Genomic DNA, 23,974 nt, shown 5'->3' on the forward strand with positions numbered 1-23,974 from the left:
CCGTCTTCCGGCCCAATCCCGGCCACCCGTCGCCGGCCGGCGGCGGCGCGAAGGCCGGCGTTCCCCGGCGAGCCGGGGAAAGGTCAACTCGTGGGGGCGCGCGGGGAGCGCACCGCACACTACATTTGACGTGCCTACGGGGCCGGAGGTTGTCGTCAGGCGGACGGGAATGGGGGCCGAATGGCGCACGAGACGCCGCCACACTGGGACCGGAACATGCGCGAACGGCTCCGTCGCGGGGAGGCGGCCGCGCTGGCCGAGCTGTACGACCGCTTCGCCTCCCTCGCCTACGGGATGGCGCGGCGGGTGCTGGACGACGACGAGGCCGCCGGTCGGGTCACCCGCGAGGTGTTCGGCGCCATCTGGGAGTCGCCCGACGACTTCGACCCCAGGCAGGGCACCATGCGGGCCTGGATCGCCGGTCTGGCGCACCGGATCGCCGTCGCCAGGCTGCGCGACGGCGCCACGGGGCCGGCCGTCTCGGCGCAGGTCAGGGCCGCCTCCACGGCCGCGCGGGCGGACTACATCGTCACCGCGATGCCGGCGCCGCTGCGGGCCGCCCTGGAGCTGACCAGGTTCCAGCGGCAGGACTACCGGCAGATGGCCGAGCGTCTGGGGATCAGCGAGGACGAGGCCAGACGCCGGCTGCGGCTCGGGCTCCAACTGCTGTCCTCCGCCGCGCAGTACAGCTCGGACGCGGTGCCGGGCGCCGCCTCGTCCGAGCTGCGGCGGGAGGCCGGGTGAACGGCGCACGCCCCGGCGGTCCCGATCCGGAACGCGCCGGCGCGCGCGACGGCGTGAGCGCCATGGACGCGGTGTCCCGGGTGCCCGAACCGCGTCGTGGCACGGCCACGCCGAGGGACCGGCTGACCAGCCGGTTCGGCGACGACGAACGGGCCGAGGAGCCCGAGGACCCCCCGGACACCGTGCGGGACGAGCTGCCGGGCCGCCATCAGGAGGTGCTGGCCCTGCTGGGCGCCTGGGCCCTGTCCGCCTGCTCGGACGAGGAGGTGGCACGCGTCGAAGCGCACCTCGGGCGCTGCGCCGGATGCGCCGACGAGGGGATACGGCTGCGCGACGCCGCGATGCTGCTCGAACCGCGCGGCAGCCTCGATCTGGACCCCGAGCTGCGGGCCGACGTGTTGGACGACTGCCTGGCCCGCCGCCCGGCGCGGCTGCCCGTGCCCACCTGGGCCGCGCCGCTGGACGCGGAGGCCGCCAGACTGGACGCACTGCTGCACGACATGGCGGAGGACGAGTGGCCGACGACCGTCCGGCTGCGCTGGTTCGCCGACGACGCCGAGCTGGACCGGACCACCACCGTCTCCGGGGTGCTGGGCCATCTGCTGGCCGTGGACGGGCTGTTGGCGCGGACCATGGGGCTGCGCGATCCGCTCGCCGACCAGCCGGGGCTGACCGATCCGGACGATCCGGTGGCCCGCACGCTGGCCGGTTGGGCGGCCGACGAGCGGGGGACGGCCCGGCCGACGGCCGCCTGGCAGTCCTGGCGGGCGCAGACCAGGGCACTGGTCTGGGCCGCGTCCCGCACCGGCGGGCGCATGGGCGAGCGCCGGGTGCCCAGGTCCGGCTACGGCCCGAGCCATCTTCCCGCCGAGGGCGGCGCGCTCTCGCTCTCCGACCTCTATCTGGACCGGGCGTTCGCCTGCTGGGTGCACGCCGGCGATATCGCCGAGGCGGTGGAGTATCCCTACGGGCCGCCGCTGGCCCCCCACCTGCGGCTGCTGGTCGATCTGGCCGCGCGACGGCTGCCGCACAGCATCGCCGGCCGGCGCCGGGCCGGTCTGGCCCGTTCCCCCGCGCGGCTGACCACGGCCGGCTCGCCCGGGCGCACGCTGCATCTGGAGATCGAGGGCGAGGGCGGTGGCGACTGGTACATCCCGCTGGACTCGCCGGTGGCCGGCGTCAGCCGCACCGCCGCCCGCGCCTCGGTGGCCCATATCGCCCTGGACGACGTGGTGTTCTGCCAGTTGGCGGCCGGCCGGGTCACCCCGGACGACGCCGCGTCCGGCATCGAGGGCGATCCGGACATCGTCCACGACGTGCTGGCGGCGACGGCCGCGATGTCCCGACTGTAGAGCGGCGGGGCCGGCCGGCCGTCAGTCGAAGACGACGGTGCGGCGGCCGTTGAGCAGCACCCGGTGCTCGCTGTGCCAGTGCACCGCCCTGGCCAGCGCCCGGCATTCGACGTCCCGGCCCACCGCGACCAGCTGGCTCGGGGTGAGGCCGTGCCCGACGCGCTCGACCTCCTGCTCGATGATCGGGCCCTCGTCCAGTTCGGCCGTGACATAGTGCGCGGTCGCGCCGATCAGCTTCACGCCCCTGGCGTGCGCCTGGTGGTACGGCTTGGCGCCCTTGAAGCTCGGCAGGAACGAGTGGTGGATATTGATCAGCCGGCCGGCCAGCTGCTTGCACAGATCGTCCGAGATCACCTGCATATAGCGGGCCAGGACGACGAGTTCGACGCCCTCGGAACGCACGATCTCCAGCACCGCCGCCTCCGCCTCCGGCTTGCTGTCCGCCGTCACGGGGATGTGGTGGAACGGGATGCCGTAGGAGCCGACCAGCTCCTCGAACGTCGGGTGGTTGGAGACCACGCCGGCGATCTCGATGGGCAGCGCGCCGATCCGGGTGCGGAAGAGCAGGTCGTTGAGGCAGTGCCCGAACTTGCTGACCATCAGCAGCACGCGCATCTTCTCGTCGGCGCGGTGCAGCCGCCACTCCATCTGGAACGTGTCACCGACGGCGGCGAAGCTGGCCCGCAGCTTGGCCAGGGTGACGGGGGCCTGTCCGGTGAAGTGCACCCGCATGAAGAACAGTCCGGTGTCGCGGTCGCCGAACTGCTGGCTGTCCTCGATGTTGCAGCCGGTCATGAACAGGTAGCTGGAGACCGCGTGCACGATGCCTGGCTTGTCCGGGCAGGACAGGGTCAGCACATACTGGTCGCTCTGCCCGTCGCCCCGGGCGGCGCCCCGGTCCGTTGAGGTCGTCATGGTCGCCAAGCCTGGCACATCCGGCGGGGCGCGTCAGACGACGCCGGCGCCGGCGGCCACCTCGTCCAGCGTGCGCGGGGGGACGTTCGGGTCCTCACCGTCGTTGACCGCGAGCAGCTGGTGCGCCTCGCGGGCCGCCCGCACCGCGTCCGGCCAGCCGGCGTGCCGGAGGTAGTCGGCGACCGGCGCGTCCGCGCCGACCTGGTGCATGATCCGCAGCACCCGCAGCACGGCGACATCCACCAGCGCGGCCTCGTCGGCGTCCCGGAAGACGGCGCCGACGTACTTCTCGGCCGACCAGTTGTCCAGCCAGGTGTCCTCGACGAGCCGGTAGACGGCGTCGGTGACATCGCCGTAGCCGGGCAGCCCGGGCAGCCAGCAGGTCTCGTGGAACACCGGGTCGGAGAGCATGTGCAGCGCCGAGCGAACGTTGGCCCGCCAGCGCCACCAGGGCATGTCGTTGAGCGGCATACCCGCCATGGTGGAGGAACCTCGGGGTCGACGGGAAGACCTTTCCGTACCTTGCACGTCGACCGATGCTACGGGTTGACCGTTCACAGCTGGGTGGCCGCCCTCTCCGGGAGGCCGTACTCGCTGGCCAGCGGGTTCCAGAGGGCGGCGGCGCGCTCCTTGGCCGAGGTGGCGCGACCGCTGGCCGCGTCGCCCTCGCCGGCCGTCGCGGTGTGCCGGGCCTGGCCGCCCCGGCAGACGTTCCCGCCGCTGTCCCTGGCCTCGTCGGCCCAGGCGGCGTAGTGGTCGTCGGCCTCGGCCGAGGCGTGCCACGCCTCGGTCAGCGCCTGGATCAGCTGCTCGCTCTCCGGCAGTTCGTCCAACGTCAGTTCGTTCAGCCGGGTCACCAGGCCGTTGCGCTGGTCGGCCGCGGCCCGCAGATCGTCGGCGGCGCGGTCGAGGTCCTGACAGGCGCGGATGTTGGCGACCGACTCGATGACCGAGTCGCGGCTGTCGTTGCTGTCCTCAAGCAGCGCGGAAAGCGCCTCGGCCTGCGCCCGGGCCGCGCCGGCGTCGGCGTCGTCGCCGCCGGCGCCGCCCTCCTCCGGCTGCTCCTGCTGGTCGTCGCCCCCGGCGCCGCCCTGGTCCTCGCCCTGCGCCTCGGGCGACACCGGATCGGCCGGCGAGCCGCCGTCGTCGCCGCTCAGCAGATAGCCGCCGATCAGGCCGACCAGCGCGCAGCCCACGATCACGCCGCCGATCAGCAGCTTCGGGTTGCCCCTGCGCTCGGGCTCCGGCGGTCCCCCGGCGAACTGCCGCCCGGGATAGCCGCCGGGCGCCTGCGGGGGGCCGCCCCAGGCGGGCGGCTGCGGCTCGCGGTCGGCGGCCGAGCGGAAGAGCTGGCCGAACTCGCCGTCGACGGGCGGCAGCGCCTGGGTCTCGTCCGCGCCGCCGGTCGGCTCGGGGGCGGGGGCACGTTCCGGGGCACGTTCCGGAGAACGGTGCCGGCCCGGCTGGCGGGGCGGCACCGGACGCAGCTGGGTGGTGTCCTCCGGGCTGGCGGCGGAGACCGGCGCGATCAGCTCGGTGGCCGCCTCGTTCGGATGCCGGTCGGTGACCATCGGGATCAGCTCGGTGGCGCCCTCGTCGGGGGCCGACGCGGCGGGCAGGGCCGGCGGGCCCTGCGGCGCGGGGCGCTGCCCGTGCCGGCCGCCGGACCGGGGCGGCCGGCCCTTGGGCGAGATGACGCGCAGCTGGGTGGTGGTCTCGATCGGCGGGATGAGCTCGGTGGCGCCCTCGTTGTCCACGGGGGGCGTCGGCGGCGGGCCGCTGGGGATCACCGGCGTCGTCTGGGTGGGCAGCGCGTGCTGGCCGCCGCCCTGCGGCAGTTCGGGACGCCGGGGCGGCTCGGGCGAGGCGGGCAGCCGGGGCACCTGCTGCGTGGGGGTGGGCGGCGCCGGTGGCGGAGGCGGCTGCGCCGGGCCCGTCCGGCCCGGCCCCCAGGGCTGGTTCCACGGCTGGCCGGCGGGTGGGGCGGCCGGCGTCGGGGTCGGGCGGGGCTCACCGCTGGGGGCACCGCCCGGGGGCAGTATCACGCCCTCGCGTGGCTCGTCGTCCCGTCCGTTGTGGCTCGTCACCCGGGGCTCCTCGTTCGATCAACGCCGCTCGCCGGGCCACGCTACCGGCTCCGCGCAGCCTCGTGTGCCGCCCGCCGGCCGTCAAGTGTGCGGAATCAGGCCGCAGTCGGCGCCGGCGACCAGCGGCCGACGAAGTCGCGGACCAGCTGATGGTCCCGATGGGGCTCCAGACGGGCCCTGAAGTCGCCGAAGTACTCGGCGCCGCGACCGGAACGGAGGCCGCCGAGCAGCCCGCCGGCCTCGTTCGCGGTGTGGCAGGCGTGTTCCAGATCACCTTCCTGAAGCTGGCCCGTCGCCATGATGAGCATGCCTATAGCGCGCCTTCTGGTGCGCTTCTCCGGGTGCGCCGCCAGCGCCTCGGCGGCCCGGCGCTGCGCGGCGCGGCCCTGGCCGAGATCGCGGTGGCAGTGGGCCAGCTCGTCGGCCAGATAGGCGGTGTCGAAATGGCTGATCCAGGCCGGCTCCTCGCCCTCGCCGCCGGCACGCTCGTGCGCCGCCAGGGCGTCGGACGCGGCCCGCCGGCAGCCCTCGCGGTCGCCCAACTGGGCGTGGCCGCGCGCCTCGGCGGCGAGGAACAGCGATTCGGCGCGCGCCGGCACCCGCCCCCTGGTGCCCTCCTGGGCGGCCCTGGCCAGCTGGATCACCTCGCGGGGATTGCCCAACTCGGCGGCCAGATGGCTCATTCCGGCGGCCAGCACATAGCCGCCGAAGCCCCGGTCCCCGGACGCCTGGGCCAGCCGGAGCGCCTGGATGTAGTAGCGCTGGGCGAGCCCGGGCAGCCCGCTGTCCACGGCCATGTAGCCGGCCAGCTCGGTGAGTCGGGCGGCGGCGGCGAACAGCTCGCGCCCCGTGGCCTCCCGGTAGGAGCCGGCCAGCAGCCCGGCCACGGTGCCGTTGAGGTAGTGCACCACCAGCGGCCGGACATGGCCCGAGCCCCAACGGCGGTCCAGATCGACCAGCGCGGCCGTGGTGGAGACGACGGCCGCCACATCGGCCTCGCCGACCCTGGGCCCGCTCGACCTGGCCACCTCCGCGTCCGGCGGGGTGATCAGCCAGTCCCTGCTGGGCTCGACCAGCGCGGCGGGCGCCACCTGGGAGCCCCCGGGGGCGTACGGATGCGCGGCTCCGTCGGCCGCCCCCTCGTTCCGCCCGACATCGCCGCGCCACAGCTCGGCCGCCTGCTCCAGACACTCGCCGAGACCGGCGGCGAAGTGCAGCCCGACGGACGAGGTGAGCTGACGGGTGGCGCCCATGCCGATCTCGTCCACGGTGACCGGGCGGCCCAGCTTGCGGCCCAGCGCCTCGGCGATCAGCTCGGGGGCCCGACCGCGCGGCTGCTGGCCACGGATCCAGCGCGCCACCGAGGTCTTGTCGTAGCGGAAGTCGAGGGCGCGCTCGGCCGCGCACATGTTGACCCGCCGGGCCAGCCCCGCGTTGGAGCAGTTGGCCTCCCGAATCAGCGCCAGCAGGCGTTCGTTGGGCTGTCGGGCGATCAGTGGTCTGGCAGACATCGGTGGCTCCCTTGGCTGACCGGCACGCCGGGCTGGTCCCGGGGCAGGGCCCGGGTGATCCCGGGCAGAACAATGCCCGTTCGGTAACGGGTCCATCCCGTATGCCCCCATCGATGCATCCATGCGCCCCGGGCGTGGGACCCGGCGCACGAACCGGGGCGAACGCCGCCCCGGCGGGCGGCGGGCCGGGACCGTGATCGGGCCCGGCGCGCGGGACGCGGCCGGGGGCGGGCCCGGGACCAGCCCGGATCACGGGACGAACGACCGTGATCCGGCGGCGTGTTGCGGTCCGCGCCGGCAGCGCGCGGGGGGCGCGTGCCACCGGGGCCCGTGGGGCGCGTTCCCCGGTGCCCGCGCCGGGTGGTTCACCACGCGCGCCGGTCCGCCGCCCCGCGCGCCAGGGTTGAACTCCCGCCGGCGCTCCCGGGACAGCGCGTCCCGCCCACATACATCAGCCCCATATCGGGCTTATAGGGTGTGCCGCATGACCGACAACGGGGAACAGGACATAGCGGCAGCAAACGACGCGAACGGCCAACCGGCCGGGCAGGACGGCGCATCGGTCGCGGTCCGGGTGCGGGGCCTGTGGAAGAGCTTCGGCGAACAGGTGGCCGTCTCCGGCATCGATCTCGACCTCCCCGCCGGCCGGTTCGTGGGCCTGGTCGGGCCCAACGGCGCCGGCAAGACCACCACCCTGTCGATGATCACCGGACTGCTCCGACCCGACTCGGGACAGGTCGAGGTGGTGGGCCGGGACGTCTGGCGGGACCCGGCGGACGTGAAGACCAGGATCGGCGTCCTGCCCGAGGGGCTTCGCCTTTTCGAACGGCTCTCCGGCCGCGAGCTGTTGACCTATATGGGCCGGATGCGCGGCCTGCCGGCGACGGAGTTGGAGCACCGCGCCGACCAGCTCCTCGATGTGCTGGACCTTTCGGGGAGCCAGCACAAGCTGGTGGTGGACTACTCGACCGGCATGCGCAAGAAGATCGGTCTGGCCGCCGCGCTGCTGCACAACCCGGAGGTGCTTTTCCTCGACGAGCCCTTCGAGGGAGTCGACCCGGTGTCGGCGCAGGCCATCAGGGGCGTGCTGGAGCGCTACACCGACTCGGGCGCCACGGTGGTCTTCTCCAGCCATGTGATGGAGCTGGTGGAGTCGCTCTGCGACTGGGTCGCCGTGTTGGCGGCCGGCCGGATCCGGGCGCACGGGCCGCTGGCCGAGGTGCGCGGCGACGCCGAGTCGCTGCACAGCGCCTTCCTCGAACTGGTCGGCGCCCAGGGGAACCCCGGGGGTCAGCGGCTCGAATGGCTGGGCGGCGCCCGATGAGCGCGCTCGCCACCCCGAGCACCGGCACGGTCACCACCGTCTTCGTCCGGATGAAGCTCGCCCTGCTGCGCAACGGCCTGCGCCAGTCCACCGGCAAGTCGACGGCGTTCATCGGCACGGTGATCCTCTCGCTGCTCGCCGGCGGCCTCGGGCTGCTGGTCATGGTCGCCCTGCGCGGGCACCGGTACGGTCCCGACGCCGCCGTCGTGCTGGTCGCGTTCGTCGCCGTCGGCTGGGCCTTTCTGCCGCTCTTCATCGGCGGCGACGAGACGCTGGACCCCGGGCGTCTCGCGATGCTGCCGCTCCGCCCCGGGCCGCTGATGACCGCCCAGCTGGTCTCCGGGCTGGTGGGCAGCGGCCCGGTGTTCACCCTGCTGCTGGTGCTGGGCGCGATGGTGACCACCGTGCACGGCACGGCGGCGCTGCTCGTCGCGGTGCTTGCGGTTCCGCTGGTGATGCTGGTGTGTGTGGCCCTCACCCGCGCCCTGGCGACCGCCAACGCCCGGCTGCTCAACAGCCGCAGGGGACGCGATCTGGCCGTGCTCAGCGGCCTGTTGGTGGCCTTCGGGCTCCAGGGCCTCAACCTGGCCATCAGCCGGATGGCCGACGAGGACGGCAGCCTGGCGCCGGTGGGCACCATGGCCGACGTGCTGCGCTGGCTGCCGCCGGCCACCGCCGTGCAGGCCGTCCGGCTGGCCGACGAGGGCTCCTACGCCTGGGCGGTGCTGGCGCTGGCCGCCACCGCCGGGGCACTCGCGCTGCTGCTCCGCTGGTGGCGAGGGACCCTGACCCGGCTGTTGACCGCCCCTGACGCCTCCACCCTGCAGAACGACGCGCCGACGGAGCGGACCGGCGCGGGCCGCGAAGGTGGCCTCGCCGGCCGGCTGCCCACCGGTCGCACCGGCACCGTCATGCTGCGCGTCCTGCGGTACGCCTGGCGCGACCCCAAGAGCAAGATGTCCTGGGCCACTTCGCTGGGCATGGGCCTGCTGCTGCCGGTGGTCATGGCCGTCCAGGGCGGGAGCAGCGTCTATGTGGCCTGCTGGGCGCCGGGGCTGCTCGGCCTGTTGATGTACAACCAGTTCGGCGCGGACTACAGCGGCTTCTGGCTGGTGGCCCAGACCATCCGGTCGAGGCACGACGCCTTGGTGGAACTGCGGGCCAGGACGCTGGCGATCTGCCTGCTCGGGCTGCCCCTCACGGTGCTGGTCGTGCTCGGCACGGCGGCCCTGCTCGACGACTGGGCGGGCGTGCCGACCGCCCTCGGGCTCTGCCTGGCGCTGCTGGGCTCGATGCTGGCGGTGGGCGCCGTGGCCAGCGCCTGGCTGCCGTACTCGATCCCGCAGGAGGGCGCGATGAAGAGCGTCGCGCCCGGACAGGCGGGGCTGGCCTGGGGCGGCATCGTGGGCGGAATGCTGGCCGGCGCGGCGATCGCGGCGCCGGTGGGGCTGTTGGCGAACTGGTGGCACGGGGAGGCGCTGGGCTGGCTGCTGGTGCCGATCGGCTTCGCCTACGGCCTGGCCCTGTGCTCGTTGGCGCTGTGGGTCGCGGCCCGTCGGGTCGCCGAGACGCTGCCGGAGATCCTGGCGGCGGTGAGCAGGGGCTGAGAACGCGGACGCCGCGGGCGGCGACGGATCACCGTCGCCGCCCGTCGGCTCAGCTGAGGAAGGCGCCGGACTGCAGGTCAGCGACGCTGATGACCTCGTCGGCACCGGGCCGGTCGGTGGGAACCGGCTCGTCGAAGGCGCTGAAGTCGATCACGGAGGGGTCCGCCGGGTCGTTGCTCTCGATGCGCAGCGGGTAAGGCTCGCCCTCGGAGGCGACCAGCAGCGTGCTGTCGTCGCTGTGCAGGGTGAGCACCGGGGTGCCGTCCACCTCGGTCTCCTCGCCCCTGGTCAGGCCGTGGGAGTTCCCGGTCATCGAGCCGAGGAAGGTGTCCAGATTGCAGGACTCGACCATGGAGTCCATCGGGGGCTCGTTGGTCGCGCCGTAGAGGTAGTAGCCGTCGACCTGGCTGAGAACCACCGGGTCGGTGGCGCCTATCGCGGTCTGCCAGAAGGTGGTGTCCGGCATGACCCAGGCCTCGTCGCCCAGCTTGATGATCTCGAAGGACCCCTGGGAGGCGGCGGAGATGGAGCCGGCGCAGTCGCCCTCGCGGCTGAGGAAGAGATCCATGACCATCTCCTCCCCGGCGTCCTGGACGGTGGCCGCCAACCGCAGGGAGTCGGCGCCCTCCAGCGCCGCCAGCGCCAGATCGCCGATCTCGTCGGCCTCAAGGCCGTCGAAGGCGCCGCCGGCCTCGGGAGCGTCGTCCTTCGGCTCCTCCTCGGAGGGGGCGTCCGACTCCGTGGGCTCGGTCTCCTCGTCACCGCTGTCGTCGCTGGAACAACCGGCCAGCGCCAGCATCGCGGCCGTCGCCATCGCGGCGGCCGCCACACGGGTACGTCGGGTTATGAGACTCATCGGGGCCCCCGCAAAGTGATCACGGTCATCGTTGTACGGCACCGACAGGGTCGACGCCGGGGCTCACGCTATCAACGGGCCCACGACGAAACGCCCGTGGCCGCCCACGCCCTCCACCAGGGCTGATCCCTCCGCCCCGTCGGCTCGGTCAACTCAGTCGAGGAAGGCGCCGGACCGCAGGTCGTCGACGGTGATGATCTGGTCGGCGGGGGCAGGTCCGTGGGGACCGGCTCGTCGAAGGCGCTGAACTCGATGGTCGGCGTCGCCGGGTCCCGGGTCTCGAAGCGCAGCAGATACGGCTCGCCCTCGGTGGCGACCAGCATCACGCCCCCGTCACTATGGCGCAGGGTGATTGCGGGGATGCCGTTCACCTCCGTCTCCTCGCCCCTGACCAGGCCGGCGGACGACCCGGGGATGGAGTCGAGGAAGGCCGCCAGATCACAGGCCTGGGCCGAGCCCTCCATCGGGGGCTCGTCGGCGGGGCCATGAAGGTACCGGCGCTCGACGTGGGCCAGCGTCTCCGGGTCGGCGGCGGAGCCCAGCACCTCCTCCCAGACGGAGACATGCGCCTGCATCCAGACCTCGTTACCCTGCTTGATGATCTCGAAGGACCCCACGGGGGCGGCGGAGACGGAGCCCGCGCAGTCGCCCTCGCGGTTGTAGTGCATGTCCATCGTCACCTCCTCCCCCGCCTGCACGCTGGTGCCTGTCATCCGCAGGGAGTCGGCCCCCACCAGCGCGTCCTGCGCCAGATCGCCGATCTGCTCCCCGTCGAGGCCGGGGAACGGCCCTTCGGGCGCCGGCTCCCCCTCGGGTGTGGGCCCGGAATCCGTGGGCCCGGAATCCGTAAGCCCGGCCCCCCTCAACCAGGGCCGCCCATCACCGCTGTCACCGCCGGAACAACCGGCCAGCGCCACCATCGCCGCCGCCATCGCGGCGGCCGCCACCCGGGTACGTCGGGTCATCAGGCTCATCGGCCCCCCAAAGAGTGATCAAACCATCACTCTGACGCGCCGAAGGAATCAGCACCTTCGCAATCCGCGCCAACCTGCGCCCATCAAGCGCCAATCGCCGCCCGGCCCTTGGGGGTGTGCGGGCGGGCGGCGAAGGCGAGAGCGCCGGGCGGCAACGGAGTTCGTTGCCGCCCGCAGCGTCGGGGCTGATCCGGCCGATCAGTTGAGGAAGGCGCCGGACTGCAGGTCCTCGATGGTGATGACCTCGTCGGCACCGGGCTGGTCGGTGGGGACCGGCTCGTCGAAGGCGCTGAAGTCGATCACGGAGGGGGCCGTCGGGTCGCTGCTCTCGATGCGCAGCGGGTACGGCTCGCCCTCGGAGGCGACCAGGATCGTGGCGTCCTCACCGTCGTGCAGCGTGAGCACCGGGGTGCCGTTCACCTCCGTCTCCTCGCCCTTGGTCAGGCCGATGGAGCTGGTGGCGCCGATGGAGCCGAGGAAGGTCTCCAGGTTGCAGGACTCGGCCGAGGAGTTCATCGGGGGCTCGTTGGCCGCGCCGTAGAGGTAGAAGCCGTCGATCTGGCCCAGCACCTCGGGGTCGGCGGTGCCGGCAGCGGTCTGCCAGAAGGTGGTGTCCGGCTTCATCCAGACCTCGTCGCCCAGCTTGATGATCTCGAAGGACCCCTGGGAGGCGACGGAGACGGAGCCGGCGCAGTCGCCCTCGCGGCTGAGGTGCAGATCCAGGGAGATCTCGTCCCCGGCCTGCTCGACGCTGCCCGCCATCCGCAGGGAGTCGGCGCCCAACAGCGCCTCCAGCGCCTGGTCCCCGATCTCGTCGGCCTCAAGGTCGCCGAAGGCGCCGCCGGCCTCGGGAGCCTCGTCCTCGGGCTCCTCCTCGGCGGTGGCCTCCGACTCCGTGGGCTCGGTCTCCTCGTCACTGCTGTCGTCGCTGGAACAACCGGCCAGCGCCACCATCGCGGCCGTCGCCATCGCGGCGGCCGCCACACGGGTACGTCGGGTTATGAGACTCATCGGGCCCCCCATAAAAGTGATCACGGTCATCGTTGTGAGGCACCGACGAACTCAGCGCCAGGGCTCACGCTATCAACGTGTCCTCAACGAAATGTTGGAGAGTCTCCTGCCATGCATCCGGGCGCTCCAGATGCGGCAGATGCCCCGCTTTGGGGATATCCGCATACCGCCCCCTGGGGAGCGCGCGCACCATCTCCTGCGCCTCGGCGCGCCCCAACTCGCCATCCACGCCCCGCACCACCAGCGTGGGGCAGAAGACCTCGGCCAACTCCTCCCAGAACGCGTCATGAGCGAAGCCGTCCCTGATGGCGGCCATCTGCTCCCGGCTGAACACCGGCCGCCAGCCGTCCGAGCGGCGGGCCATGACCTCGGCGAAGAACGAACCCCTGACCGGCTGGGGCGCACCGAGCGTGGGATCCCGCTCGGCGAACCAGCTCCGCACCTCCTCTATCGACGCGAACGGCAGCGGCCAGGAGCCCAGCCAGCGCCGCCAACTCCGCTGCGCCTCGACGGCGGGCGGGGAGGCCCGCATCTCGCAGATCACCAGCGCCCGCACCAGATCCGGCCGACGGGCCGCCAACTGCCAGGCGGTGAGCGCCCCCATGCCATGCCCCACCAGCAGCGCGGGAGCCAGCCCCAACTCCTCGACCACCGCCTCGGCATCCGCGACAAACGCCTCCCGACCGAAGGGCCCCGCCGGCGGCTTGGCGCTACGCCCATGGCCCCGCTGATCCAGCGCCACCACCCGAAAGCGGCGGGAGAGCCACCGGCCGGTGGCGGCCCAGTGGTCAGCATGCCCCATCAGCCCGTGCAACAGCAGCGCACCGGGACGCCGCCGCTCCGCCGGCCGGCCGAACTCCCGAACCACCAGGGGCAGTTTCCCCTGCCCCGACACCTCGATCGTGCGCCCCATGGCCGCCCCTCCTCCCGTTCGACCGATCACCACGACCCAGAATACCGAACAGGTATTCGAACAGAAGGAGATGGCGCCGCTCTTCCCCCTAACGAGTGGCAGTCCCCCATCAGTTGACGCCGCGCCATGCCGGAAAACAACGGAGCGGCCGGTCACCGTCGGTGACCGGCCGCTCCGCGCTCCCTAGACGTTCACGCCTTGGCGACGAAGACATGCATCGCGACCTGCGAGTCCAGCTCCGCCGACTCGCCCCCGCTGCCGACCTGGACGCCGCCGGCCGCGGCCGAGGACACGCTCACCGAGGCGCCCGGCTGGACGCCGGCCCGCCGCAACGTCTGCATGACCTGCTGGTCCGTCTGCACCGGCTCGCCGATCCGCCGGACGATCACGGTCTTCCCGCCGTCCACATCAAGATCGGAGAGCGCCACCACGCCCTCGGCGAGGAAGGCGTCGACCTCGGTCGTCTCGCCCAGCTCCGCCAGCCCCGGGATCGGGTTCCCATAGGGCGACTCCGTCGGGTGGTTCAGCAGAGCGAGCACCCGCCGCTCCACGTCGTCACTCATCACATGCTCCCAGCGACACGCCTCCGCGTGCACCTGCTCCCACTCCAGGCCGATCACGTCGACCAACAGGCACTCGGCGAGCCGGTGCTTGCGCATCACCCGCTGTGCCAGCCGACGCCCCTGCTCCGTCAGCTCCAGATGACGGTCGCCGGCGATGGTGAGCAGCCCGTCGCGCTCCATCCTGGCCACCGTCTGGCTCACCGTGGGGCCGCTCTGCTCAAGCCGCTCGGCGATGCGGGCACGCATCGGGACCACCCCTTCCTCCTCCAGCTCCAGGATGGTTCGGAGGTACATCTCGGTGGTATCGATCAGTCCGGACATAAGTGCCCCTCGATATTCTCGTGCGGTGGCCCTGTTGCAATTCTGACGCACACCGCTGAAAACGGACCCGGCTCTCAGGTAACCGAGCGCGCGCGTATTGACACCGAACTGGTCTGGACCATTACGGTGTGCCCTATCAGACCCGGATCGCCGCCACCGGCCAGCAGCAAGGGACGCACCGCAGATGCGCGAAGACACCCTCGCCCACCAGTTCTTCGATGCCGCGATCGAACTGCTGCGCCGAGTCAGAGACCAGGAGGCGGCGCCTGTCGCCGAGGCCGCCACGTTGATCGCCGACACCGTGACCGCCGGCGGCAAGGTGTTCGCCAGTGGCGCGGGGCACTCCGCGCTGCCCGCCCAGGATCTAGTCTACCGGGCAGGGGGGATGGCACTGGTCAATCTGCTGGCCATCCCCGGCACCACCGGGGTCGACGTCTCCCCCGCGACGCTGGGCAGCGCGCTGGAACGGGTCAGCGGGCTGGCTCCGGCCACCCTCGACAACAGCCCGGCCGCCCCCGGCGATCTGCTGATCGTGATCTCGCTCTCCGGGCGCAACACCCTGCCCATCGAACTGGCCCAGCACGCCAGGGAACGCGGGCTGACCGTGCTCGGCGTCACCTCCGTCGGCTACGCGACCGGAACGGCGTCCCGCCATCCGTCGGGCACCTTCCTCAAGGACCACTGCGACGTGGTCCTCGACAGCGCCATCCCGATCGGTGACGCGACGCTCAGCAGCGAGCGGATCGGCGCCCCGTTCGCCCCCGCGTCCACGGTCGTGACCTGCGCACTGCTGCAGGCCGTCTTCGCCGAGGCGGCCGGCCGACTGGCCGACCGGGGCATCGAACCGCCACTGCTGCGCTCGGCCAACGTGGACGGCGGCGGGGCGTGGAACGAACGCGTCTTCCGCGAACACTCCGACCAGATCCTCTGGCGCCGATAGCCCTACCCGGGCCGGGCCGAACCCCACCCACGACGCGCGACGCCGGCGGCCGGCTGCCCCAGGGACGGGCCGCTCGTCGGCCAGGCACCGGCCGGACCCGGACTTCGGCAGGGCGCCCAGCGGGGTGTTCACGCACCAGCACGCGGTGGGCAAAACCGCCGCAACCGCCTGCGGCTGACACCGGACGGCCCGGCCGCCCCGAGGCCGCCGAGACCCTATCGGCGGGACGCTCGTGGGTGGGCGGGCAACAGGCGGAGGCACCACGCACCACGTGCGACAGGAGCCAACGGTCCGGTGCCGACAGCCCTGCGCACGGCGTGCGACGCCGGCGGCCCGGTGAACCGGCCCGGGCCCGGACGGCGGCAGGGCGCCCGGCGGGGCGTTCACGCACCAGCACGCGGTGGGCGAAACCGCCGCAACCGCCTGCGGCTGACGCCGGACGACCCGGCGGCCCGGGGCCCGGACGGCGAGACCTCCGCCGACAGGGCACCGGCACCGGGCGAACCGGCCCGGGCCCGGAGGGCGACGGAACCTCCACCGACCGGCGCGCGGCCCGGCGCTCGGCGCCGGGTGAACCGCCCGGGCCCGGGAGGCGACGGGGCCTCCGCCGGCGGCGCGAAGCAGCCGGCGCCGGTGGCCCCCCGCCGGCGATCCGGCCGCGGTGCCCGGGCGGAGCCGGACCGGCGGAGCCCCGCCCGCCTTGGACCGCCGGCGGCTGACGCCGGCGATCCGGCCGCAGAGCCCCGGCGGAGCCGGACCGGCGGAGCCCCGCCCACCGTGGACCGCCGGCAGGCCCTTCGGCCTGGCCGTGGCCGGGCCGCCGAGGCCCGGCCGCGTGTCGGCGGAGCCGTCAGTGGCTGGCGCCGAGGAGGCGGGCGAGGTCGAGGGCGGTGCCGATGCGGAGGGCGACCTCCTCGCCGTAGGCGGCGTCGGCGCGGTCGAAGGGCCGGCGGCCGTCGCCACGGAGGAAGGTCAGCGCGCCCAGGACGCGGCCTCGGCTGCGGACGGGGACGCAGAGCGCGTGCTGGACGTCGGACGGCCAACGGTGGTCCTGGGCCCAGGCCGAACGGGAAACCCCGCCGGTCGCCCTGACCGGCACCCCGCAGTCCGCCGCCTGGAGGGCCGGGTGGCCGGCGCGGTAGCGGATCGGAACGCCCCGCGCCGTGGTCGGCCCGGCGAAGCTGCCCGGGCTCTCGGCGATCCGGGTGAGGCCGCCGACGTCCCGCGCCGCGTCGAGCAGGGCGTGTTCGGCGAAGCCGGCCAGGGCGTAGTGGAGATGGAGGACGGCCGCGTCCATCGGATCGGCGCAGTCGGCGGCGGCGCGGGAGGCGCGGCTGAGCTGGCTGTCGCGGAAGCGCTGCCGCGCGGCGCCCTGACCGGCGCGTTTGGTCTCCGTCACGTCCTGGAAGATCCAGGCGACGCCGAGCGGCGCGTCGTCGTCGCTCACGGTGGAGCCGAGCCGGAGGAAGCCGCTCAGCAGGCAGCGGCGCTGTTCGATGGGGCGGTCGTCGAAGGGGGCGACGCCGCTGAGGCCGTCGTCGCCGAGGGTGATCCACAGCTCGACGGGGTCCCGGGGCGGCTGCCCGGCCAGGCTGTGTTCGAGCGCGCTCTCCAGCTCCTCGAACCCGCCGGCGAGGAATTCGGCGAGCGGTTCGCCCAGCAGGCCGACGGGCGCGGCGGAGAGTCCGTCGGCGCCCCTGCCGTTGGCCGCGACCACGCGGAGGTCGGCGTCCAGCACCAGAACGCCCCAGGCGGCCTCGCCCAACAGCGCGGCGCTCAGGGCCAGATCGCGTTCCAGGTCGAGTTGGGCCAGCGCCTCGCCGAAGGCGCAGTAGACGCCGATCGGGCGGCCGGCCGTGTCGCGGATCGCGGTGGTGGCGACGCGCATCAGGCCCCGGCCGCCGTCGGCGCGGCGGAACGGGAGCTGTCGCACCTGGCGGGCGTCGGGGCGGCCGTCGGCCGGGGGCCGCGACACGGCCAGCAGCCCGGCCAGCGCCTCGGCCTCGTCGGCCTCGCGGACCAGCCAGCCGCCGAGTCCGGTGCGGCCGACGACCTGGTCGGCGGTCCAGCCCAGCAGTGCCTCGGCGCGCTGGTTCCAGTGGGTGACGCGGCCCGTGGTGTCGAGGGCGAACAGGGCCGCGTCCATGCCGTCGAGCAGCGCGGAGAGCAGCCGGTCGTCGGGGACCATCTGGTCCGTCGGTGCGGTGCCGTCGGGCACGCCCTCGGGATGGCCGGCGGCGTGCATGGTCTCGGGATGGACTGCCTCGGAGTGAGCTGCCTCGGAGTGAGTGGTCACCTGCTGTACCCCCAGCACAGGAGAGTGGGCACCGGTCGAGTGCGCGCCGATCCATTCAACTGCACGGTGACGTCGGTCACATAGGGTTTGAACCAAGGTCGTTGTCGCACCGAGACCAGGGCGGAGGTCCCGCCGGTGGCGGGGCGAAATTCCCTTGGCGTCGGCGGTGGGGTTCGCCTAACGTCTGAGGCACACGAGAAGGGAGGTGGTTCGTCAGATGTATGACAACCGGACGCGTGAGGTGACTGCGGCCTAGGTCGCTGGTTCACACGACACGTGGCGAAGCCGGCGCCGCCGGCCAATCCCAAGCAGTCACCCGATCCGCGAGCCGCCGGTAAGTCCGGCCGGCTCCCCGGGGCGCCGAGCGCCCCGGGGACCAAAGGCTCGCGGATCGTTTTTTTGTGCCCGGCTCCGAAGGGCCGGGGGCCGGGGCCGAGGGCCGTCAGGGGCAGAGCCGGGTGACGGACCAGCCGCCGTGCGCGGCGCGCTCGTAGGTGAGCCGGTCGTGCAGGCGGTTGGCGCGGCCCTGCCAGAACTCGACGGCCTCGGGGCGCACCCGGTAGCCGCCCCAGTTGGGCGGGGCCGGCACGTCCTCGCCCTCCGGATAGCGGGCGGCCAGCTCCGCGTACATGCTGTCGAGCGCCGCCCTTGAGGCGACCGGCGCCGACTGCTCGCTGGCCCAGGCGCCGAGCTGGGAGCCGTGCGGCCGGGTGCGGAAGTAGGCCGCCGTCTCGTCCCGCCCGGTGCGGGCGACCGTGCCCCGGACGATCACCTGGCGGGCGACGGGATGCCAGGGGAAGAGCAGCGAGACATGCGGGTTGTCCTCGATCTCCCGGCCCTTGCGGGAGGCGTAGTTGCTGAAGAAGACGAAGCCCCGCTCGTCGAAGCCCTTGAGCAGGACCGTGCGCTGGCTGGGCCGGCCGGCCTGGTCCGCCGTGGCGAGGATCATGGCGTTGGGCTCGTGCAGACCGCCGCGCACCGTGTCGTCGAACCAGCGTTGGAACTGGGCGATCGGCTCGGCCGCCAACTCCTCCTCGGCGAGGCCGACTTCGCGGTAGTGCGCGCGCATCGAGGCGGGATCGGCCCGCTCGGGCGGCGGCGGGGGCTCCTGCCTCGCCGGGACCTGCCCGAGAGCGGAGGGCGAGGCGCGACGCCCGCGCTGCGCGCGCCGGGCGGGAGGACGGCGGGGTTGGTCGGCGTTCTCGGCGTGGGACACGCGCCATATCTTGCAACATCGGTCTGACAGTGGCCCACGCCCCCGAGAATCGTTCCCCGAGCCCGCGCCGGGGCGACACGCGTGGTTAAGGTGGCCGCCAGACTGACCACCAGCCCAACCGCTGGACGAGCCGCGAGGAGCCGCTGATGTCCGCCGACTTCGTACCGGGTCTGGAGGGCGTCGTCGCCTTCGAGACGGAGATCGCCGAACCGGACCGCGACGGGGGTTCGTTGCGCTACCGGGGGGTGGACATCGAGGAGCTGGTCGGCCACGTCTCCTTCGGCAAGGTGTGGGGCCTGCTGGTGGACGGCGCGTTCGATCCCGGGCTGCCGCCGGCCGAGCCGTTCCCGATCCCGGTGCACTCGGGCGATGTCCGGGTGGATGTGCAGTCGGCGCTCGCGCTGCTGGCGCCGGTGTGGGGGCTGCGTCCGCTGTTGGACATCGACGAGGAGCAGGCCAGGGAGGATCTGGCGCGGGCGGCGGTGATGGCCCTGAGCTTTGTCGCGCAGTCGGCGCGTGGTCTCGGCCTGCCGATGGTGCCGCAGCGGGAGATCGACCGGGCGGAGAGCATCACCGAGCGGTTCCTGCGCCGCTGGCGCGGCGAGCCCGACCCCCGGCATGTCGCCGCCCTTGACGCGTACTGGACGTCGGCGGCCGAGCACGGGATGAACGCCTCCACGTTCACCGCCCGGGTGATCGCGTCCACCGGGGCCGATGTGGCGGCGGCGCTGTCCGGCGCGGTGGGCGCGATGTCGGGGCCGCTGCACGGCGGGGCGCCGTCCCGGGTGCTGGGCATGATCGAGGAGATCGAGCGGACGGGGGACGCCGAGGGCTATGTGCGGCGGGCGCTGGACGCGGGCGAGCGGCTGATGGGCTTCGGCCATCGGGTGTACCGCGCGGAGGACCCGCGGGCCCGGGTGTTGCGGCGCACCGCACGGGAGTTGGGCGCGCCCAGGTTCGAGGTGGCGGAGGCGCTGGAGCGGGCGGCGCTGGCGGAGTTGGCGGCGCGGCGGCCCGATCGGGTGCTGGCCACCAATGTGGAGTTCTGGGCGGCGATCGTGCTGGACTTCGCCGAGGTGCCGGCGCACATGTTCACCGCGATGTTCACCTGCGCCAGGACGGCCGGCTGGTCGGCGCACATCCTGGAGCAGAAGCGCACCGGGCGGCTGGTGCGCCCGTCCGCGCGCTATGTCGGTCCGCCCGCGCGCCCGGCGAGCGCCCTGGGCGCGTAGCCGCGCCGGGAGCAAGGCCGTTGTCAGAGGGGCGGCCTAGTCTGCGGGTATGAGTCTTGCCTTCCATATCGCCGACGTGTTCACCGATCGTCCCTTCGGGGGGAACCAGCTGGCCGTGGTGCCGGATGCCCGGGGGCTGTCGGACAAACGACTCGCCGAGATCGCCCGGGAGTTCAACTTCTCCGAGACGGTCTTCGTGCTCCCGCCCGAGGATCCGGCGCACAGCGCGCGGCTGCGCATCCTGACGCCGGCCGTCGAGCTGCCGTTCGCCGGGCATCCCACGGTGGGCGCCGCCGCCGTGCTGGTGGGGCAGGGGCTGGTGGATCCGGCGGCGACGGGCGGGGCGGTGCTCTTCGAGGAGGGCGTGGGTCTGGTGTCGGTGCGGGTCGACGGCTCGTTCGCCGAGCTGACGATGACCGCGCCGTACCGCACCTCGGCCGAGCGCCCCGATCCGGTGGCGGTGGCGGCGGCGCTGTCGCTGCCGGCGGGCGCCGTGCTGGAGTGCTGGTTCGGCTCGGTCGGGGTGCCGTTCTGCTATGCGCGGCTGACCGATGCCGCCGCGGTGGACGGGGCGGTGCTGGACCGGGCGGCGTGGGCGGCCGCCTTCGGCCCCGAGGTCGGCGGGTTCGCCTCCGATCTCTATGTGTTCGCCGGCGAGTTGACGGACGGGTCGCGGCTGCACGCCCGTTCGTTCATCCCCGGGATGGGGGTGGTGGAGGATCCGGCGACGGGTGCGGCGGCGGCCGGGCTGGTGGCCGGGGTCGCTTCCGGGCACGCGGCGGGGCCGGGGACGCCGGACGGCGCGCTGTCCCTGACCATCGACCAGGGCGTGGCGATGGGCCGGCCCAGTGTGATCGCGGCCTCCGCGCGGTGGGTGGACGGCGCGCTGGTCTCCGCCTCGGTCGGCGGCCATACGGTGCTGGTGGCCTCGGGCGAGTTGACGGTGTGACGCGGTCCGCCCGGGCCGGCGCCGGATCGTGCGGACGCGGCCGGGGCCCCCGTCCCGGCAGGTGGACGAGGGCCCCGGGGTGCGGGGTGGGCGGTCGGGGGCTAGGGAGCCGGCACCTGGTCGCGGCCGGGGCGGTCCCCGGTGTCGTCGTCCTCATCGTCGGGGTCGGTGTTGAGGGAGAGCACCAACGCGTCGCGTTCCGGGGTCGATTCGGGTTTGAGGAAGCCGATGCCGATATAGAGGACAAGCGAGGTGACCAGTGGCAGGCCGACGATGGCGGCCTCCGTCGAGCTGTCGATCTGGTAGCGGACGACATACCAGACCAGCAGGCCGCCGGCCCAGGAGATGATGGCCGCCGTGGGGCCGACCCGGCGGAACCAGGGCAGCAGGCCGAGCATCAGCGGGATGGAGATCGGCCCCATGGTGGCGGCGACCAGCTGCACCACGGTGTCGAGGACGAAGCCCTCGCCCCTGGTGGTGATGGCGATCAGCATGCTGAGGCTGACGAAGAGCACGGTGGTGATCCGGGCGAACGTCAGTTGGGCGGCCTCGCTGAGCCGTCGGACCTTGGGCGCCAGCACCGGCGCGAGGTCCCGGGTGATCACGGCGGTGATCACATTGGAGTCGGAGGCGACCATGGCCATCGTGTGGGAGAAGAAACCGGCCAACATCAGCCCGATCAGTCCGGCCGGCAACAGCTCCTGGGAGAGCGCGATATAGGACTCCTCGCCGGAGGTGAGTCCGGGCACGATCAGCGGCGCGGCGACCATCGGCAGGAAGAGGATCAGCGGCCAGATCAGCCAGAGCACGCTGGAGAGCAGCGCCGAGCGCTTGGCAGCCGAGCCGGAGGGCGCCGCCATATAGCGCTGCGCCAGGTTCCACATGCCGCCGTTGTACTCGAAGGTCTTGACGAAGAGGAACGCGATCACCAGCCAGGTGGTGACCGATCCGCTGATCGGGTCGCCGTGTCCGTCCGGCAGATCGCCCCACATGGTGAACGGGAAGTCGGCGCCGAGCTTGGCCATCACGGCGAAGAGCATCGCGAAGCCGGCGACGGCCTGGATGACGAACTGGCCCATGTCGGTGAGCACATCGGCCCAGAGGCCGCCGACCGTCATATAGGCCATGGTGGCGACGCCGGTGAAGATGATGCCGACTTCGAGCGGGATGTCCGCGAAGCCCTTCAGCAGGATGGAGATCGCGACCCACTTGGCGGCGATGTCCACGACCTTGAGCGCGGCGCCGCTGTAGGCGAGGACCTGCTGGGTGGGCAGGTTGTAACGCCGGGTCAGGTATTCGAGCGGGGACTTGACGTCGTGCTTGGAGCGCAGCCGGTTCCAGCGGGCTGCGAAGAGGAAGGCGCCGATGCCCACGCCGAGGCCGATGGTCAGCGGCCACCAGAAGTAGACGGTGATGCCGTCGTTGTAGGCGACGGCGGCGAAGGCGACGAACATCACCGCGCTGTAGCCGGACATATGGTGCGATATGCCGGAGAGCCACCAGGGTATGCGCCCGCTGGCGGTGAAGAAGTCGGCGACGTTGTGGATGCGTTTCTTGGACCACCATCCGATGGCGACCACGACGAAGAAGTAGGCGGCGACCACGATCCAGTCGAGTGGGGACATCGCGGCTCCTAAAGGGAGGAGGTGGGGAACGGGGGCGGTGCAAAAGCCGCTCGCGACTCACCAGTGACCGCGTCTGGGTTGGAACGCGGGATCGGTGCGTCGCATGTAGGCGGTGTCGTCGCGGCGTTCGACGCCGCACTTCAGGTAGTTCTCGTGCAGCACGGCCAGCGCGTCGCGGTCGAGTTCGACGCCGAGCCCCGGCCCTTCGGGGAGCGGGACCGCGCCGTCGACGAAGCGCAGCGCGCCGGGGGCGACCACGTCCTGTCCCTGCTGCCAGGGGGTGTGGGTGTCACAGGCGTGGTTGATGTTGGGGGTGGCGGCGGCGAGTTGGGTCATCGCGGCCAGGCTGATCCCCAGATGGGTGTTGGAGTGCATGGAGAGTTCCAGGCCGAAGGTGCCGCAGAGCGCGGCGACCTGGGTGGAGCGCAGCAGCCCGCCCCAGTAGTGGTGGTCGGTGAGCAGCACGCCGATGGCGCCCTGGGCGATGGCGGGCGGCAGATGGTCGTGGGTGACCACACACATGTTGGTGGCCAGCGGCATCGGGACCTCGGGGGCCACCTGGGCCATCCCCTCGATCTCCGGGGCCGGGTCCTCCAGGTACTCCAGGACGCCGGCGAGCGCGCGGCCGACCCGGATCGAGGTGGCCGGCGTCCAGGCCGCGTTGGGGTCGATGCGCAGCGGGAGGTCGGGGAAGGCGTCGCGCAGCGCGAGCACCGCGTCGATCTCCTGGTCGGGCGGGAAGACGCCGCCCTTGAGCTTGATCGAGGCGAAGCCGTACTCCTCGATGAACAGCCGGGCCTGGGCGACGATGCCCTCGGGGTCGAGCGCGGCGCCGAAGCGGTCCTCGGCGGCGCCGGGGTGTCCCGCCCACTTGTAGAAGAGGTAGGCGCTGTAGGGGACGGCGTCCCGCACCGGCCCGCCGAGCAGATCGGCGACGCGCAGCCCGGCGGCCTTGCCCCGGATGTCGAGGCAGGCGACCTCGAACGGGGAGAAGACCGCGTCCACCGTCTTCTGGTTGCTGCCGGCGCCGATGAGTCCGTGCTGGTCGACGACGACATCCTCGCCGACGCTGGCTGCGACCCGGGCGTAGATCGCGTGGTGGGCGTGCACCTCAAGACCGATCAGCCCGGGCACGGCGGCCCGCAGCCGGTCGAGGTGCGAGATGTCGCCGTAGGTCTCGCCCAACCCCGATACGCCCTCGTCGGTGACGATCTCGACGACGGTCCGCAGCGCCCAAGGCTCGTGCACCCCGCTGGCGTTGAGCAGCGGCGGGTCCCTGAAGGCGACGGGGGTCAGGTGGATCTCACGTATACGCATAGCCAGCCATTCACATATTTGAACTTTGGCCATTCTCATGAACAGACCCGGCAACTGTAGAAGTGCGCCTGGGGAGCGTCAAGGGTCTGAACAGCGGGAGCCGCCCCCTCGGATTCAGCCGTCTGAACCTGGCCCGACCGGGGCCGCCCCGGGGCGCCGGGCCGGCCCCGGGAGCGGCGCACGGGGGCTCGGCGCCGCGTCGACCGGCCCACGGACATGGC

General features: G+C 73.1%; 20 protein-coding genes. 7 read left to right on the forward strand and 13 right to left on the reverse strand.

What is annotated here, in order from left to right; translation table 11 throughout:
- Positions 1–180: 180 nt before the first annotated feature.
- Together AOM46_RS28935 and AOM46_RS28940 are read left to right on the forward strand one after the other, a co-directional pair.
- Positions 181–744, forward strand: coding sequence for a sigma factor (locus tag AOM46_RS28935; RefSeq protein WP_062217005.1), 564 nt, complete (start codon positions 181–183; stop codon positions 742–744).
- On the forward strand, positions 741–2,096 hold the full coding sequence (locus AOM46_RS28940; RefSeq protein WP_234314100.1) for a zf-HC2 domain-containing protein: 1,356 nt from the start codon (positions 741–743) through the stop codon (positions 2,094–2,096). Before AOM46_RS28935 ends, AOM46_RS28940 begins: the two co-directional genes overlap by 4 nt.
- A gap of 21 nt (positions 2,097–2,117) precedes the next feature.
- Here the strand turns inward: AOM46_RS28940 and purU are convergent, their stop codons facing one another.
- The 4 genes from purU to AOM46_RS28960 all read right to left on the reverse strand — a co-directional run bounded on the left by purU (position 2,118) and on the right by AOM46_RS28960 (position 6,609).
- On the reverse strand, positions 2,118–3,011 hold the full coding sequence (gene purU / locus AOM46_RS28945; RefSeq protein ID WP_062217008.1) for a formyltetrahydrofolate deformylase: 894 nt from the start codon (positions 3,009–3,011) through the stop codon (positions 2,118–2,120).
- A gap of 33 nt (positions 3,012–3,044) precedes the next feature.
- A complete protein-coding gene (locus AOM46_RS28950) occupies positions 3,045–3,491 on the reverse strand; it encodes a hypothetical protein (protein WP_062217011.1) in 447 nt (148 codons plus the stop codon).
- Positions 3,492–3,565: 74 nt separating this feature from the next.
- Positions 3,566–5,098, reverse strand: a complete 1,533-nt coding sequence (locus AOM46_RS28955) for a hypothetical protein (RefSeq protein WP_062217014.1) — start codon at positions 5,096–5,098, stop codon at positions 3,566–3,568.
- Between the two features lie 95 nt (positions 5,099–5,193).
- Positions 5,194–6,609 (reverse strand): hypothetical protein, encoded by a 1,416-nt coding sequence (locus AOM46_RS28960; RefSeq protein ID WP_062217017.1) that lies wholly within the window; start codon positions 6,607–6,609, stop codon positions 5,194–5,196.
- Positions 6,610–7,093: 484 nt separating this feature from the next.
- Here AOM46_RS28960 and AOM46_RS28965 point away from each other — a divergent pair, with 484 nt between their 5' ends.
- Both AOM46_RS28965 and AOM46_RS28970 read left to right on the forward strand, forming a co-directional pair.
- The gene (locus AOM46_RS28965) at positions 7,094–7,933 is read left to right on the forward strand and encodes an ABC transporter ATP-binding protein (protein ID WP_062217021.1); all 840 of its coding nucleotides are present in this window, start codon (positions 7,094–7,096) and stop codon (positions 7,931–7,933) included.
- Positions 7,930–9,540, forward strand: a complete 1,611-nt coding sequence (locus AOM46_RS28970; RefSeq protein ID WP_078857325.1) for a transporter — start codon at positions 7,930–7,932, stop codon at positions 9,538–9,540. Before AOM46_RS28965 ends, AOM46_RS28970 begins: the two co-directional genes overlap by 4 nt.
- Positions 9,541–9,589: 49 nt before the next feature.
- Here AOM46_RS28970 and AOM46_RS28975 read toward each other — a convergent pair whose 3' ends face one another.
- The 5 genes from AOM46_RS28975 to AOM46_RS28995 all read right to left on the reverse strand — a co-directional run bounded on the left by AOM46_RS28975 (position 9,590) and on the right by AOM46_RS28995 (position 14,178).
- Positions 9,590–10,396: a hypothetical protein gene (locus tag AOM46_RS28975; RefSeq protein WP_158920746.1), complete on the reverse strand. Its 807-nt coding sequence runs from the start codon at positions 10,394–10,396 to the stop codon at positions 9,590–9,592.
- Positions 10,397–10,467: 71 nt separating this feature from the next.
- Positions 10,468–11,361 (reverse strand): hypothetical protein, encoded by an 894-nt coding sequence (locus AOM46_RS28980; protein WP_158920748.1) that lies wholly within the window; start codon positions 11,359–11,361, stop codon positions 10,468–10,470.
- A gap of 207 nt (positions 11,362–11,568) precedes the next feature.
- The gene (locus tag AOM46_RS28985; protein ID WP_158920750.1) at positions 11,569–12,381 is read right to left on the reverse strand and encodes a hypothetical protein; all 813 of its coding nucleotides are present in this window, start codon (positions 12,379–12,381) and stop codon (positions 11,569–11,571) included.
- Between the two features lie 64 nt (positions 12,382–12,445).
- Entirely contained in the window at positions 12,446–13,294 is an 849-nt protein-coding gene (locus AOM46_RS28990) for an alpha/beta fold hydrolase (protein ID WP_062217036.1), read from the reverse strand.
- A 191-nt stretch (positions 13,295–13,485) separates the two neighbouring features.
- A complete protein-coding gene (locus tag AOM46_RS28995) occupies positions 13,486–14,178 on the reverse strand; it encodes a metal-dependent transcriptional regulator (RefSeq protein WP_062217039.1) in 693 nt (230 codons plus the stop codon).
- Between the two features lie 184 nt (positions 14,179–14,362).
- Between AOM46_RS28995 and AOM46_RS29000 the strand changes: the two genes are divergently transcribed.
- A complete protein-coding gene (locus AOM46_RS29000; protein WP_062217042.1) occupies positions 14,363–15,118 on the forward strand; it encodes an SIS domain-containing protein in 756 nt (251 codons plus the stop codon).
- A gap of 850 nt (positions 15,119–15,968) precedes the next feature.
- Here AOM46_RS29000 and AOM46_RS29005 read toward each other — a convergent pair.
- Complete coding sequence (locus AOM46_RS29005; RefSeq protein WP_234314101.1) at positions 15,969–17,414, reverse strand: PAS domain-containing protein; 1,446 nt, start codon at positions 17,412–17,414, stop codon at positions 15,969–15,971.
- Positions 17,415–17,856: 442 nt separating this feature from the next.
- The gene (pdxH, locus tag AOM46_RS29010; protein WP_062217045.1) at positions 17,857–18,483 is read right to left on the reverse strand and encodes a pyridoxamine 5'-phosphate oxidase; all 627 of its coding nucleotides are present in this window, start codon (positions 18,481–18,483) and stop codon (positions 17,857–17,859) included.
- A 293-nt stretch (positions 18,484–18,776) separates the two neighbouring features.
- Here pdxH and AOM46_RS29015 point away from each other — a divergent pair, with 293 nt between their 5' ends.
- The gene (locus AOM46_RS29015) at positions 18,777–19,862 is read left to right on the forward strand and encodes a citrate synthase 2 (RefSeq protein WP_062217047.1); all 1,086 of its coding nucleotides are present in this window, start codon (positions 18,777–18,779) and stop codon (positions 19,860–19,862) included.
- A 49-nt stretch (positions 19,863–19,911) separates the two neighbouring features.
- On the forward strand, positions 19,912–20,811 hold the full coding sequence (locus tag AOM46_RS29020; RefSeq protein ID WP_062217050.1) for a PhzF family phenazine biosynthesis protein: 900 nt from the start codon (positions 19,912–19,914) through the stop codon (positions 20,809–20,811).
- A 101-nt stretch (positions 20,812–20,912) separates the two neighbouring features.
- Here AOM46_RS29020 and AOM46_RS29025 read toward each other — a convergent pair whose 3' ends face one another.
- Together AOM46_RS29025 and AOM46_RS29030 are read right to left on the reverse strand one after the other, a co-directional pair.
- Positions 20,913–22,436, reverse strand: coding sequence for a sodium:solute symporter family protein (locus AOM46_RS29025; protein WP_062217053.1), 1,524 nt, complete (start codon positions 22,434–22,436; stop codon positions 20,913–20,915).
- Between the two features lie 57 nt (positions 22,437–22,493).
- Positions 22,494–23,753 carry a glucarate dehydratase family protein gene (locus tag AOM46_RS29030; RefSeq protein ID WP_062217056.1) on the reverse strand — a complete coding sequence of 420 codons (1,260 nt, stop codon included), beginning with the start codon at positions 23,751–23,753 and terminating at the stop codon, positions 22,494–22,496.
- Positions 23,754–23,974: the final 221 nt, after the last annotated feature.

The organism is Streptomyces sp. NBRC 109706 (genome assembly GCF_000974485.1).
Lineage (GTDB): Bacteria > Actinomycetota > Actinomycetes > Streptomycetales > Streptomycetaceae > Streptomyces.